Annotated in this window: 10 protein-coding genes and 4 pseudogenes; 8 read left to right on the top strand and 6 right to left on the bottom strand. The window is 69.6% G+C overall.

Features of this window, described 5'->3' with window-relative positions:
- Positions 1 to 283 precede the first annotated feature (283 nt).
- The 3 genes from ACFXOM_RS06635 to ACFXOM_RS06625 all read left to right on the top strand — a co-directional run bounded on the left by ACFXOM_RS06635 (position 284) and on the right by ACFXOM_RS06625 (position 4,171).
- A complete protein-coding gene (locus tag ACFXOM_RS06635; protein ID WP_384927798.1) occupies positions 284 to 829 on the top strand; it encodes a 2Fe-2S iron-sulfur cluster-binding protein in 546 nt (181 codons plus the stop codon).
- A complete protein-coding gene (locus ACFXOM_RS06630) occupies positions 826 to 3,084 on the top strand; it encodes a xanthine dehydrogenase family protein molybdopterin-binding subunit (protein WP_385037180.1) in 2,259 nt (752 codons plus the stop codon). Before ACFXOM_RS06635 ends, ACFXOM_RS06630 begins: the two co-directional genes overlap by 4 nt.
- 100 nt (positions 3,085 to 3,184) lie before the next feature.
- Positions 3,185 to 4,171: an FAD binding domain-containing protein gene (locus ACFXOM_RS06625; protein ID WP_385037177.1), complete on the top strand. Its 987-nt coding sequence runs from the start codon at positions 3,185 to 3,187 to the stop codon at positions 4,169 to 4,171.
- Positions 4,172 to 5,019: 848 nt separating this feature from the next.
- Here ACFXOM_RS06625 and ACFXOM_RS06620 read toward each other — a convergent pair.
- Both ACFXOM_RS06620 and ACFXOM_RS06615 read right to left on the bottom strand, forming a co-directional pair.
- Positions 5,020 to 6,228: an endonuclease/exonuclease/phosphatase family protein gene (locus tag ACFXOM_RS06620; RefSeq protein ID WP_384947380.1), complete on the bottom strand. Its 1,209-nt coding sequence runs from the start codon at positions 6,226 to 6,228 to the stop codon at positions 5,020 to 5,022.
- 123 nt (positions 6,229 to 6,351) lie between these two features.
- Positions 6,352 to 6,492 (bottom strand): hypothetical protein, encoded by a 141-nt coding sequence (locus ACFXOM_RS06615; RefSeq protein WP_384929038.1) that lies wholly within the window; start codon positions 6,490 to 6,492, stop codon positions 6,352 to 6,354.
- Positions 6,493 to 6,548: 56 nt separating this feature from the next.
- On the opposite strand from ACFXOM_RS06615, the pseudogene ACFXOM_RS06610 reads away from it, so the two are divergent.
- Positions 6,549 to 6,702 (top strand): annotated as a pseudogene (locus ACFXOM_RS06610) (IS5/IS1182 family transposase); the annotation flags it as partial.
- Here the strand turns inward: ACFXOM_RS06610 and ACFXOM_RS06605 are convergent.
- Complete coding sequence (locus ACFXOM_RS06605) at positions 6,696 to 7,277, bottom strand: nitroreductase family protein (RefSeq protein WP_384927790.1); 582 nt, start codon at positions 7,275 to 7,277, stop codon at positions 6,696 to 6,698. The pseudogene ACFXOM_RS06610 and the gene ACFXOM_RS06605 overlap by 7 nt on opposite strands.
- Positions 7,278 to 7,556: 279 nt before the next feature.
- Here ACFXOM_RS06605 and ACFXOM_RS06600 point away from each other — a divergent pair, with 279 nt between their 5' ends.
- A complete protein-coding gene (locus tag ACFXOM_RS06600) occupies positions 7,557 to 8,015 on the top strand; it encodes a MarR family winged helix-turn-helix transcriptional regulator (RefSeq protein WP_385037174.1) in 459 nt (152 codons plus the stop codon).
- A gap of 334 nt (positions 8,016 to 8,349) precedes the next feature.
- On the opposite strand, the pseudogene ACFXOM_RS06595 reads toward ACFXOM_RS06600, so the two are convergent.
- Positions 8,350 to 8,565 (bottom strand): annotated as a pseudogene (locus ACFXOM_RS06595) (ArsR/SmtB family transcription factor); the annotation flags it as partial.
- Between the two features lie 78 nt (positions 8,566 to 8,643).
- Between ACFXOM_RS06595 and ACFXOM_RS06590 the strand changes: the two are divergent.
- Positions 8,644 to 9,552, top strand: a complete 909-nt coding sequence (locus ACFXOM_RS06590) for an aldo/keto reductase (RefSeq protein WP_384927784.1) — start codon at positions 8,644 to 8,646, stop codon at positions 9,550 to 9,552.
- A 247-nt stretch (positions 9,553 to 9,799) separates the two neighbouring features.
- Here the strand turns inward: ACFXOM_RS06590 and ACFXOM_RS06585 are convergent.
- A pseudogene (locus ACFXOM_RS06585) lies at positions 9,800 to 10,127 on the bottom strand (alpha/beta hydrolase); the annotation flags it as partial.
- Positions 10,128 to 10,838: 711 nt separating this feature from the next.
- Between ACFXOM_RS06585 and ACFXOM_RS06580 the strand changes: the two are divergent.
- On the top strand, positions 10,839 to 12,158 hold the full coding sequence (locus ACFXOM_RS06580) for a TrkH family potassium uptake protein (protein ID WP_384928976.1): 1,320 nt from the start codon (positions 10,839 to 10,841) through the stop codon (positions 12,156 to 12,158).
- On the top strand, positions 12,151 to 12,840 hold the full coding sequence (locus ACFXOM_RS06575) for a potassium channel family protein (protein WP_384927782.1): 690 nt from the start codon (positions 12,151 to 12,153) through the stop codon (positions 12,838 to 12,840). The genes ACFXOM_RS06580 and ACFXOM_RS06575 overlap by 8 nt, the downstream gene beginning before the upstream one ends.
- A gap of 125 nt (positions 12,841 to 12,965) precedes the next feature.
- Here ACFXOM_RS06575 and ACFXOM_RS06570 read toward each other — a convergent pair.
- A pseudogene (locus tag ACFXOM_RS06570) lies at positions 12,966 to 13,305 on the bottom strand (type III effector protein); the annotation flags it as partial.
- Positions 13,306 to 13,315: the final 10 nt, after the last annotated feature.

Here is a 13,315-nt window from a genome sequence, read left to right as displayed (position 1 = left end):
CGGGTGATCGCACGGAAACGCCTCACCAGGTCATCACAGCATGGGCCACGTCGCCGTGCACCTCATGGCCGTCGCCGGGAATGCTGGTGCGGACGGCACCGGGAGGGTTCGGCCCGGAGCTCGGACCGGCCCGGGCGTCCGCCGATGCGCCGCCGACGGTTCGCGGATAGTGTGCGAAGCAGCAGGGCGGACGCCCAGGTCGCGGGCGCGCCCCGGGGCCGCGCGGACCGCGGTCGCACGGACGCATCGCTCCCCCGGGCCCGAACCATTCCGGAGGCCGCCGATGGCACACGCGCAGCCGCTCCCGGGGCCCGACGCGGGCCCGCCAGTCCGCGCGGACGTTGGCCTGCTCGTCAACGGTGAGGCCCGGAGGCTCACGATCGACACCAGGATGTCCCTCTTGGACGTGTTGCGCGACCGGCTCGGCCTGACGGGGGCGAAGGCCGGCTGCGACCGGGGGCAGTGCGGCTGCTGCACCGTGTTGGTCGACGACCGGCGGGTCTACAGCTGTCTGAGGCTCGCCGTCACCTGTGACACCGCCAGTGTGGTGACCGTCGAGGGCCTCGCCGGAGCGGAACTCCACCCTCTGCAGCGGGCCTTCGTGGAGTACGACGCGCTTCAGTGCGGCTTCTGCACGCCTGGGCAGCTGTGCTCGGCGGTCGGGATGCTGGACGAAATCGCACGGGGGTGGCCGAGCGCCGTCACGGACCGCCCCACCGGCGCCCCCGATCTTTCCGGCGAGGAGATCCGGGAGCGCATGAGCGGCAACCTCTGCCGGTGCGGGGCCTACCAGAACATCGTCGCGGCGATCAGGGGAACGGTCCCATGACGGGCGCCCGGCGGAGCGGCCCCGGCCCCGAACTCGCCCGCAGCGGGGCGCTGCCGGTCACCGGCACCCGGCTGCCCGGCCCGGCGCCCGCGGCCACCTCGGAAGCGGCGGCTCCGGCGCAGCGCTCGATCGGGGTCTCCGTCCCGCGGCGGGACGCCCGGGACAAGGTCACCGGCCGCGCCCGCTACACCGGCGACGTGAGGATTCCGGGAGCGGCGTACGTCGCGGCGGTTCCGGCGACGGTGGCCCACGGGCGCGTGCGGGCCGTCCGCCCCGAGCGGGCGCTTGCCCTTCCGGGCGTGATGGCCGTGATCTACTTCGCCAACTGCCCGCGCCTGCGCAGGACGGACGATGGAGAGCTCGCCCTGTTCCAGTCTCCCGGTGTCGCCTACCGGGGGCAGTTCGTCGCGGCGGTCGTCGCCGAGTCCCCGCAGCTCGCCCGGGAGGCGGCGCGGCACGTGGGCGTCGACTACACCACCCGTCCGTACGAGCTCACCCTGCGCACCGACGGACCCACGCTGCACCCGCCCCCGCAGCACGGTCCGTGGTTCCCCACCGACTGCGTGCACGGCGACCCGGAAGCAGCGCTGCTGCATTCTGCCGTGCGGGTGGAGGCGGTGTACAGCACGCCCCCGTACCACCACCACGTGATGGAGCCGCACGCGTCGATGGCGTACTGGCACGACGGGTACCTGACCGTCCACGACACCACGCAGGGGCCTACGGGAACGCGTGACGTCCTCGCGCGCCTCTTCGGGATCAAACCCGACCGCGTGCGGGTCTTCGCCCATCACATCGGTGGGGGCTTCGGCTCCAAGGCCGCGCCGCGCGCCCAGTTGGTCCTGGCCTCCCTGGCGGCCCGGGTGGTGCACCGACCGGTCATCACCGCCCTCAGCCGCGAGCAACTCAGCGCTGTCGTGGGGTACCGGACTCCGACGATCCAGCGGGTCCGTCTCGGGGCTGGCCCGGACGGGCGCCTGGTGGCCGTCTCCCACACGGCTTTCGAGCAGACCTCCATGATCAAGGACTTCTCCGAGTGCTCCGCCGCCCCCACCCGCACCATGTACGCGGCGCCCCATCGCGAGACCAGCCACCGGTGTGCCCGCCTGCACGTCCCGTCCCCGACCTGGCTGCGCGCGCCCGGTGAGTGCCCGGGGATGTTCGCGCTGGAGTCGGCGATGGACGAACTCGCCGAGGCGTGTGGACTCGACCCCGTCGAACTCCGGCTGCGCAACGACACACCGGTCGATCCCCACAGCCAACGGCCCTTCAGCTCCCGGAACCTGGCCGCCTGCCTGCGCCTGGGCGCGGAACGGTTCGGGTGGTCGGAGCGCGAGCGGCTGCGGGCGCGGCTCAGCGACCGGCGGCGGCTCGTGGGCCTGGGCGTCGCCGCCTCGACCTTTCCGCAGTACCGGTTTCCCTCGCGGGCGACCGTGCACGCCGACGGCCACGGCCGGTACGTCGTGCGTATCGCGGCAGCGGACGTCGGCACGGGAGCCCGGACCGTGCTGGCGCAGATCGCCGGCGACGCGCTCCGCGTACCGCCGGACCGCGTCGCCGTGGAACTCGGCGACAGCTCCTACCCGTCGGCGAGTTGGGCAGGGCGTTCCAGCGGAACGACCTCCTGGGGAACGGCCGTGGTACGGGCGTGCGAGGCGCTGCGCGCCGAGATCGGGCGGCTCGGCGGCCACCTGCCGCCCGGCGGCGTCGAGGCCTCCGCAGACACCTTCGACGAGCTGGCTCCGCCGCGGGCCTTCTCCCAGTACGCGTTCGGTGCGCAGTTCGCAGAGGTCACCGTGGACCGGGCCACCAAGGAAGTACGGGTGCCCCGCCTCCTCGGTGTCTTCGCCGTGGGCCGTGTCATCAACCCCGCGACCGCGCGGTCACAGTTGATCGGAGGCATGGTCATGGGCGTCTCCATGGCCCTCTGCGAGGAGGGCGTCCTGGACCCTGATCATGGGCACTTCCTCACCCGGGATCTCGCCGCCTACCGCGTCGCGACGTACGCGGACGTCCCCCGCATCGATGCCGTCTGTATCGAGGAGGAGGACTTCCGCACGAGCCCCATGGGGGCGAAAGGCGTCGGCGAGATCGGCATCGTCGGCACGGCGGCCGCGATCGCCAACGCGGTGCACCACGCCACTGGCCACCGGTTCCGCGATCTGCCGCTGACCCCCCGGCGCCTCGTCGAGACGATGGGGCCGGCCGTGCGGGCGGGGATGGTCTCGTCGCCCCGGTCACCGGACCAGCCATGACCGGTCGGCGGCGGGGAGTGCACCGCGGATCTCCCGTCGGCCGGCCCCTCCCCTCGCCGCAACGTGGTGGCCCGGGAACCGTCCGGCGGGGAGGCAGGTGATGCGGCCCTTCGCCTACGAGCGCCCCGCCACGGCAGAGGAGGCCGTGGCACTCGTCGCGTCCCGTCCGGGCGCGGCGTTCCTGGGCGGCGGGACGAATCTCGTCGAGCAACTCAGGCTGGGGATCGTCCGGCCCCGCGTGCTGGTGGACGTCACCGGTTTGCCGCTGGACACCGTAGACGAACTTCCCAGTGGGGGGCTGCGCATCGGGGCGACGGTCCGCAACGCCGACCTGGCGGCCCATCCGGCGGTGCGCGAACGCTATCCCGCGGTCTCCCAGGCGCTGTTGTCGGGGGCTTCGGCCCAGTTGCGCAATGCCGCGACCATGGGCGGGAACCTGATGCAGCGCACCCGGTGCGTCCACTTCCAGGACCTGGACGCCGCGTGCAACAAGAGGGAGCCCGGCTCCGGCTGTTCGGCCCTGAGCGGCTTCACGGGCCACAACGCGGTCCTGGGGGGCTCGGAACACTGTGTGGCGGTGCATCCCTCCGACGTAGCGGTCGCGCTGTGTGCCATGGACGCCGTCGTCGTGACCCTGGGACCCTCAGGCCCCCGCCGGATGCCCCTGACCCGGTTGCACCGGCTGCCCGGGGACGCCCCGGAGCGGGACACGAGGCTGGAGCACGGTGAACTCATCACGGCGATCGATCTGCCGCCACCGCCGCCCGCGGCCCGCTGCTGCTTCCGCAAGGTGCGGGACAGGGCGTCCTTCGCCTTCGCGCTCGTCTCGGTCGCCGTGCTGCTCGATCTGGCGGGCGGCACGGTCCGCGACGTGGCGGTCGCGTTCGGTGGCATCGCGCCGATACCGTGGCGGGCCGTCAGGGCGGAGAGCGCCCTGCGGGGCGCTCCCGCGACGGCGGACTCGTTCGCCGCGGCGGTGTCGGCGGAGTTGGCAGCGGCGCGCACCGTTCCGGGGAACGCCTACAAGGTCCCGCTCGCGTGGGACACGTGCGTCGCCACGCTCCTCGACCTCTGCGAAGGGGGGTGAACGGCCGCGTCGTCGTCGGCGGCGGTCGGTGCCGGACCTCCGGCCGGCTCGGCCCGTGCCGCTCGCTCCGTGGCACTCCGGGACGAGGGCCGGTGGGCCGACGGTCGCGGACGACGCCAGGGGAACGGTGAGCGCCCCACCGACGGACCACTCGGCCGTCGATGCGGGGCCGTCCGTGGAACCCTCGGCGGGGGCGGACCGCGCGGCCCCGCCGCGGTTGCACCGGGGGGAACGCGGCGGTGACACCGGTCCCCGCCCCGCCGGACCAGGACCGGTGTCAGTCGGCTCCGTGTGACGTACCGTCAACCAGACGTGCGCGGTGCGGGACCCGGCCGGAAAGACAACGGCTTCCAACCGGTGAGCCTCCTCCAGCACCTGGCAGCGCAGGAACTCCTGGGTCCGCTGTTCCCGCCCGCCCTCAGACCTCAGGCGGACGTCGCAGAACACCGCCCGACGATCGGGAGGGAGGCGTGGATTCGTTCCGAGGTCAAGATGATCCTCGACTGGGATCCATGACGCGGCGACTGCGTTGAACGGCAACGGGCGGTCGACGGCGGCGACCGCCGGCACCGAGCATGCACCTCCCTCGGCATCGGCATGGAAACAGTCACCCGCATCGCCGGGATCCGGCTGGAGCCGGTTGACCACGGGTTCGGCGTCCGTGTCGAGGCGACGTGGCGGCAACCGCATCTCGCTGCGCGAGCGCAGCAGAGCCGCACGGGATGACCACTGACGGTTCGTTGACCTGGTCCGGCACCCTCCGGCACCCTCCGGCACAGTCGGACCAGGCGGAACGGTGACGGCGACAGGCCTGACGGTGTTGAACGAAGCCCCTGTTCAGTCGAGGTTCACTCGAGGTGTTCCAAGGAGGGGGATGCGCTCACCGTGACCAGGCCCCGGTAGAAGGCGTGGTCCGACACCTTCAGGTACTTGCCTTCGGCGTCCCGGGCGGCTTGCGCTTCGCCGTGCGTGATGACCGTGCCGGCGGCGTCCTTGAGGTACATGGGGATGGCGTCGCCGCTGAGCGTGGCGTGGGCGGTGGTCTCGGAGAAGAAGATGTAATCGATCTTGCTGTTGCGCTTGTCACCTGGCAGCGGCGACAGGTTGACGAGGGTCGACTCGCCGGTCCGGCAACTGGTGTCGGTGCCCACGAGACAGTCCGGATCCGGCTGGGTCCAGTACGCCGGGTCGTCGTGGTCGGCCTCGTAGAACCTTCCGATGCCCCCGCCCGGCGCGGCACTCGCACGGTAGAAGTTGTCCAGTGCCGGTGTGCGGTTCCGGTACGGGAGCGTGTTGAAGTCCCCGCCCACCACAACAACCTTTCCTGCGGCGATGTCTCCGTCGAGGTCCGAGGCGAGGCGTGCCGCCTGTGCGACACGGGCCCGCTCGTTGACCAGTTTGTCGTCGCTGAAGGCGCGCAGGTGCACGCTGCAGCCCTTCACCTTCCGGGGGACGTTGGCGAGGGCCACGTCGTAGCAGAGGGCCTTGAACGTCCGTGCCGGGTTGACCGGGCTGCCATCGTTCTTGATCTGGTGGCGCTCGCCGCCGAGGGGGATCTCGTCCGGCTGGCCCACCAACGTCCCTCGGGCACCGAGGACCTGGCCGATCCAGCAGCGCCTGTCGTCATTGTTGGAGTCGGTGTCCATGTTCACCGAACAGTCGGACGCGCCGCAGCCCGTGTAGTTGGTGAGCAGGGGAGTGTAGTCGAACTCGTAGGTCCCGCCGTACTCGTGCGCGAACCATTCGTACTGCGGCCAGCACACCTCCTGCAGCATGACCAGGTGCGGCGTGAAGGAGTCGATCTGGTCGGCGATGAGCGGCAGCTTCCCGGTCCCGCCCTTGTTGCACAGGCCGCCGCACATGTTGAAGCTGACCGACTTGAGGACGATGCCGTTTCCGGCTCCGGCATCGGCTCGCTTCGCGTCGGTCGTCGTCCGTTTCGTGTCCGTGGCCGCGCGGTCGGCTCGGAGTAGATCCGCCCCGTTGTGGGCCAGGCCGGCCATCAGGACGACAGAGACGGCGACCACGACGGCCGCCAGGAATCCGCGTATTCTCATCGCTTCCCCTCGGAGGAAATCGGCAAAGGCGACGATCGTACGCTGCGTGAACATGTCACGTCGGATAGGGGTGTGTCGCGCCCGGCGAAGAGGGTCGTGAAGCAGCTTCGCGGCACATCCACCTCACTCCCCACCAGGCCCCTCAGCACGCTGGTCGAGGCTGAAGCACACTGCGGAATGCCCGGAGGGAAGCACCACCAGGCCCTCGGCTCCCGCGGTGATCGGCCACCGCACTTCGACCCGGTCGACCACCGCGAGCGTCATGCGGTCGAGTGCGGGATCAACCGGCTCAAGAGGCACCGCGCCGTCGCCACGCGATGGAACGGAACACCGTCGAGCGCCTGATCAACAAGCTCAAGGCCTGGCAGGGGCATCGCCACCCGCTATGACAAATCCCCGGGCAGCTACCTCGCCGGACTTCACCTCCGCGCCTCGATGATCTGGATCAAGGATCTCACCCGGGCCGCTCAATGATCACGACTCGGCTGTAACTCCGCCGGTGACCAGGGAGCGGAGCGCAAGTGCGCGACGCTGTGCCGGGCGCGGCCCTCCGGTGGGCCGCCGGCCGCCTTGCCCACCGCGACCATGGAGACGATCACCCAGCCCGGGTTCGGGTCCAGCTCCTTGGTGAGCCCTTCCAGGTCGAAGGCCCGGAATTGGTGCGCGGCTAGCCCCATGGCCTGGGCCTGAACAGTCATGTGGGCGATGGCTTGGCCGAGGTCGTAGTCCGCGAACTCGGAGTAGAACAGCTGCGTGTCATCGACGTGCCGGCGCGTCAGCGTGACGACGAGCAGGCTCGCGTCGGTCGCCCAGCGGGCCGAGCTCGGTGCAAGGTGAGGGAGCACCCGGTCGTGCTCCGGCTCACCGGGCCTGCCGGTGAAGAAACCCCACGGCTGGGAGTTACCCGCCGACGGCGCCCACCGCGCGGCTTCCAGCAGCAGCCCGAGGGCGTGGTCGTCGACAACCGCAGACGGATCGAACCGGTAGGGGCTGAAACGCCCGGCAAGCAGCGGGTGTATGCCGCTGGGCGGCTCCTGAGGATGGTGCATGTTCCGCTGCAACCGGCGACCGCGAGTGCGTATTCCGGCCGGTGCGAGCGCAGGCGCCGCCCACGGGAGACGATCTACCGGAACGAAGATCCACGGGCGGGAAACCCGCAGATTGATCACGACCCGATACGCCCCAGTACGACAGCCGGTGGTTTCACGGTGAGTGAGTATCAGCATCTCGGAGGAGTCGCCCGGTAGGCCCCTTGACCTCAAGTCGGGTTGAGTTTCTACGGTCGAGCTCGTCGAACCGACTCAGACAGCGACAGGGATTTTCCGGCCATGGAGTACTCACACAGCGATGCCGATCTGATCAAACAGCCCATAGGCTACTGGAGTTGGGCGGCCTACAAGGCCGTCATCGCCCGCACCCGGGCCGCCCTGGCCGGGATCGGTACCACCCAACCGCAGTGGTGGGCCCTCGCGCAGGTGGCACGCGCCGACACCGCCAAGACCCGTGACGAAGTGTCCCGCCTCCTTCGGCACTACCTCGACAGCGGTCCGGAAACCATGGAGTCAGAGATCGACGCGATCATCGCCCAGGGCTGGATCACCGAGGATGCCGCGGGACGCCTGGGCATCACGGCCGAGGGCAGGGCGTTCTACGACAAGGCCGCGGCCCTTCAGGACGAGCTCTGGGCGGAACGGCACGCGAGTATCTCCGACGAGGAGTACCTGACCACTCTCAAGGTGTTGCAGCGGTTGATCCACAACACGGGCGGGCGAGCTTGGCACCACTGATGCCACGGCCGGTGGTTTCACTGTGAGTGAGAACGTGCGGCTCGGGCCCGGTCCTGGTGGCGGGCGCGCCAGCGGTGCCAGTGCATGGCCAGGCGGGTCCGGGCACTACGGAAGGGAGGAAGGACGGATCCGGTCGTGCAGGCGGGAGATCTCGTTCACGGCCGCTGGATGGGTGTCGGCAACGAACGGGGTATCAGCTGAATCCGGACGGTGACCCGGAAGGCCACGGCGAGCGCCGCCGTGTCCAATAGACGGCTCTGGCTCAAGACGGCTCTCCGTGAAGCGGTCACGCTTAGTGGTCAGTTCCGAAGGTACTTCGGGGGTTGACGCGAGGTCAGGCGGAGGCCGCTTGGAGAAGAGCTTCGGCTGCGGTGGTGCGGGCGTAGAGGACGGAGCGACCGGCGCGGTGGGCGCTGACCAGGCCCGCGTTGCGTAGCGCGGTGAGACATTGGGATACCCCGGCTGGGGAGAGTCCGGTGCGGTGGGCCAGTGGTGTGGTGGAGGCCGGGTTCTCCAGCTCGGTCAGCAGCAGGGTGCGTGAGCGGCCCACAGGACAACCACTCCTCAATAGATTCAGGCATGCATGAATCAATGGCGGTCGAGCCTACCGCGCGGAGATCATCCCGCCATGACCTCACAGACGATCACCGCAGCGGCATCGGGCACCTGGAAGCTCGGCGACCTGACAGTCAACCGGATCGGTTTCGGCGCGATGCGCCTGCCGCAGCAGGGCGAGGCATTCGCGGACGAGGCCGTCCCACGCGACCGAGACCAGGCGATCCATGTGCTGCGCCGCGCGGTCGAGCTCGGCGTGAACCACATCGACACCGCCGCGTTCTACTTCTCTCCGCTGCGCTCGGCCAACACACTGATCAACCAGGCGCTGGCCCCCTACCCAGACGACCTCGTCATCACCACCAAGGTCGGACCGGGCCGCGATCCCTCGGGCCAGTGGCTGACGCACGCCACCCCTGAGCAACTGCGTGGCCAGGTCGAGGAGAACCTGCGCCAGCTCGGTCGCGACCACCTCGACGTGGTGAACCTGCGCATCGTCGGCACCGACTCGATCGCCGAACGCTTCGGCGCACTCGCCGAACTACGCGAGGCCGGACTCATCCGTCACCTGGGCCTGTCCAACGTCCGCCCTCACCACCTCGCCGAGGCCCAGGCCATCGCGCCGGTGGTCTGCGTCCAGAACATGTACGGCATCGGCGCGTCGCGCGAGCAGAAGGAGTTCCTGGACCTCTGTGGTGAACGGCGCATCGCGTTCGTGCCGTTCTACTCGATCGCCGGCGCCGGACGCACCGCCGGCGCGACTACCGACCACAACCCGCAGGTGCACACCGTCGCCCGCGCCCACGGCGTGAGCGCAGCCCAGATCCGGCTGGCGTGGACGCTGCACCAGGGGTCCCACGTCCTGGCCATACCCGGCACCGGCGACCTCGACCACCTCGCCCAGAACGTCGCCGTCGGCTCCCTGCGCCTGTCGGAGGAAGAACTCACCGCCCTGGACCTCCTCCACCACGAGACGACATGAGCAACCCCCCCATGACTTTGTGATCCACTTCTGTTGATCGGCCCGTCTTCCTTGCCTGTTCCTGCCGCCCGCCCCATAACCCTGACGGCCGTCGAGCGGCGCCTACGACGTCCACCGAGCGAAATTCTTCGGCCGCTGCGAGGCCACCACCGGCATCACGCCGTTCATGGCCCTGGTCGAAACAAGTCATGACCACCGAGCACTACGCCAGTGCCAGCCCGTCTGCCGGTGGCCTGACGGCCCGGCGTCACTTCAGGTGTCGGGTGAAGAACCGGGCCGCGGCGTCCCCCGCGAACTGCGGGACGCCGGTGTGCCCGCCCATATTGGCGTGCAGCGTCTTCTCCTTGGAGCCGAAGGCGTCGAACAGGTCCAGGGCCGCCTGCCGGTCGTTGCCTTCGTCGTCCCACTGCAGCAGGATGTGCGGTGGAATGGCGACCTGGCGGGGCCTCCTCGAACATGGCGCGGGGGACGAAACTCCCGGCGAACAGAACAGCGGCCGAGATGCGCGGCTCGACCACCGCCAGCCGGGTCCCGATGGAGATCACTCCCCCCGAGTACCCGACCGGGCCGCCCAATGCCACGTTGGTGTTGTCGGCCACGGCGAAGTCGTAGGCCACCTCTTGGCGCCACTGCTCCTGCCGCCGTTGGATCCATTGCTCGGCGTCCGTGACCGTGGTGATGGGTGCATCGGCCTGTCGTTCCATCACCGGTTCTGTGAACGCCTCCAGCACGACGGGGACATCGGATGACTCCCACGGACGCAGACGCAGCCCGCTCGGCAACCACATTCGATCAAGCATCCGCAGATTGTCCCCACAGCCTCGGGAGCACGCCACCGGATGGGTGGTAGGGGACCACCGGGTGCCATGAGCCGCGGAGAAGGTGTCTCTCGGGTGGCGCAGTAGCGACGCCACTCTGCCAGAGCCGAGCAAGGCGTACAGCGACGCCCGACAACCGCGGGACGAGGAGGACGGGTGGTAGGAGGCGGACCGGCAGAGCGTCGCTGGGGAGCGAGACGAGGAACCTCGGCGCCGCAGGAACAGCTGAATGGGGCGTCCCACGGTGGACTGCTTGAGTACGCTTGATCGTCTCACCCATCGTGCACTCTGTGACGGGAACGCCGGAGTGACAGTGGTCGACCCTTTCGCCGAGAAACGACAGACGCGCAAGGGAGGGTCCGGTGGCGAGGGTGGCACGGGCGTTGTCTATCGTCTCCCAGTGCGAAAAATTTGGATCCCCCTCCGCGAGGCGGAAGGCTTGGTGTGGTGACGCGGCCGTGGCCGCGTCTGCGGCATCCTGCGCAGGTGGTCGTGGCCGGCTTCGCCTCAGCGATCGCGGCCGGAACCGCCCTGCTGATGCTGCCGGTGGCCAAGGCGGGTCCGGGCGGAGCCGGTGCGCTGGAGGCGTTGTTCACCTCCACCTCCGCGGTGTGCGTGACCGGTCTGATCGTGGTCGACACCCCCGGCTACTGGAGCGGATTCGGACAGGCGGTGATCCTGGCGCTCATCCAGGTGGGCGGCCTCGGCATCATGACCTTCGCCTCCCTGCTGGTTCTGCTGGTCTCCCAGCGCATCGGCCTGAAGGCGCGGCTGACGGCGGCCGCGGAGACCAAGACTTTGGGGCTCGGCGACGTCCGCGCGGTCGTGACCGGTGTGGTCAAGGTCAGTCTGCTGCTGGAAGCGGTCACCGCGCTGGTGCTCGCCCTGCGGTTCGCGACCACCTACGACGAATCCTTGCCGCGGGCACTGTGGCTGGGGGTCTTCCACGCCGTCTCGGCATTCAACAACGCCGGGTTCGCCCTGTACTCCGACAGCCTGATGGGCTTCGTGACCGATCCCTGGATCTGCCTGCCCATCGCCTTGGCGGTCATCGCCGGCGGGCTGGGCTTCCCCGTGTTGTTTGAACTGCGTCGCCGGTGGCACCGACCTGGGGCCTGGTCCTTGCACACCAAGATCGTGCTGTGGGCCTCAGGAATCTTCCTGGTGGGTGGCAGCGCCTTCATCACCGCGATCGAATGGTCCAACCCAGCCACCCTGGGCCCCCTGGACGGCTCCGGGAAAATGCTGGCCGGCTTCTTCCAGGGCGTCATGACACGCACCGCCGGGTTCAACAGCATCGACACCTCGCAGATGAACCCCGCGAGCTGGTTGGGCACGGACGTGCTGATGTTCATCGGAGGCGCCAGCGCCGGCACCGCCGGCGGTATCAAGGTCACTACCTTCGCTGTGCTGTTCTTCGTCATATACGCCGAGATCCGCGGCGAGGGTGCGGTGAACATCTTCCACCGCCGTCTGCACGGCGACCTCCAGCGTCAGGCCCTGACTGTGGTGCTGCTGTCCGTGGCTGCGGTCGTCATCTCGACCTTGGCCCTCATGGTCTTCACCGACGACAGCCTGGACCAGTCGCTGTTCGAGGCCACCTCCGCCTTCGCCACCGTCGGGCTGTCCACCGGCATCACCGCCGACTTGCCCGCCGGCTTGCAGCTTCTGGTGATTGCGTTGATGTTCATCGGCCGGCTCGGTCCCATCACCGTCGCCTCCGCGCTCGCCCTGCGCACCCGCGTCCGTCTGTACGACCTTCCCGAGGAGCGACCCGTCATTGGCTAGGAAGACCACCTCCAAGAAGAGGCGCACGGGGCCACAGGGCTCCGTCGTCGTCATCGGCCTGGGCCGTTTCGGCCGCGCCCTGGCCTTGGAACTTCTCGACGAAGACACTGAAGTCCTCGGCATCGACGAGGACGCCGATATCGTCCAGGCCCTCTCCGGCTCCCTCACCCACACCGTGCGGGCCGACTCCACCAAGGAGGACGCCTTGCGCCAACTGGGCGTCCACGAGTTCGACCGCGCCGTCGTCGCCATCGGCACCGACCTGGAAGCCAGCATCCTCACCGCCTCGCTGCTGATCTCCTTCGGCATCGAGAACGTCTGGGCCAAGGCCATCAGCGAAGCCCACGGTCGCATCCTCACCCAACTCGGTGTCCACCACGTCGTCTACCCTGAACACGACATGGGGCAGCGCGTCGCCCACCTGGTGCGGGGCCGGATGCTCGACTACATCGAATTCGAAGACGACTTCGCCATGGTCAAAACCAACCCGCCTGCCGACATCGTCGGCCTCCCCTTGTCCAGCAGCGCCGTCCGCTCCCGATACGGCATCACCGTGGTCGCCATCAAACGCCCTGGCGAAGGTTTCACCTACGCCACCCCCGAAACCGTCGTGGAAGCAGCCGACACCATCATCGTCGCCGGACGCACCCGAGCAACCGAACGCTTCAGCGAACTCCACTGAGAACAGCCATGCTGGCTTGTTCACCCCACCGTTCGACAGCTTCTCCACGACCAGGCGGATGACGGTGTCCGCGATGGTCGGCAGCGGCCCGTCGTGGTCCAGCCGTGCGGCCCGACGGGTGAGCCGCGGGTGCGACCGGTCCGATGCCCTGCGCGGCCGCGGCGGCCGCGCAGGTAGCGGCGTTCGGCGGCCTGGCGGCCGGCAACGCCGAGGGGTTGGCGAGGTCGGCCTAGCTGGCGCCGGCGTCGCGGGCGGTTTCGATCAGGCCGGTCTCCCATCCGGCGAGCTGCTCACGGACGCGGTGCAGCAGCATGAGGGAGGCCAGGGCTCGTTCGGGGCCAGCTGTGTGTCAGCGGTGCCGGGGGCTTCGCGCCGGGCGGTGATCAGGGCGGCCCCGATGGTGTTGAGGGCGGTCGCGGCGGCGACGGACGATGCCGGGCTGGGCGGGGAGGGCTGGTCGGGCGGGGGGCATGGA

Origin of the sequence: Streptomyces sp. NPDC059169 (assembly GCF_042755225.1) — a bacterium.
GTDB lineage: Bacteria > Actinomycetota > Actinomycetes > Streptomycetales > Streptomycetaceae > Streptomyces.
The sequence above is the reverse complement of the archived record's forward strand: the minus strand, read 5'-3'. Positions and strand labels throughout refer to the sequence as shown.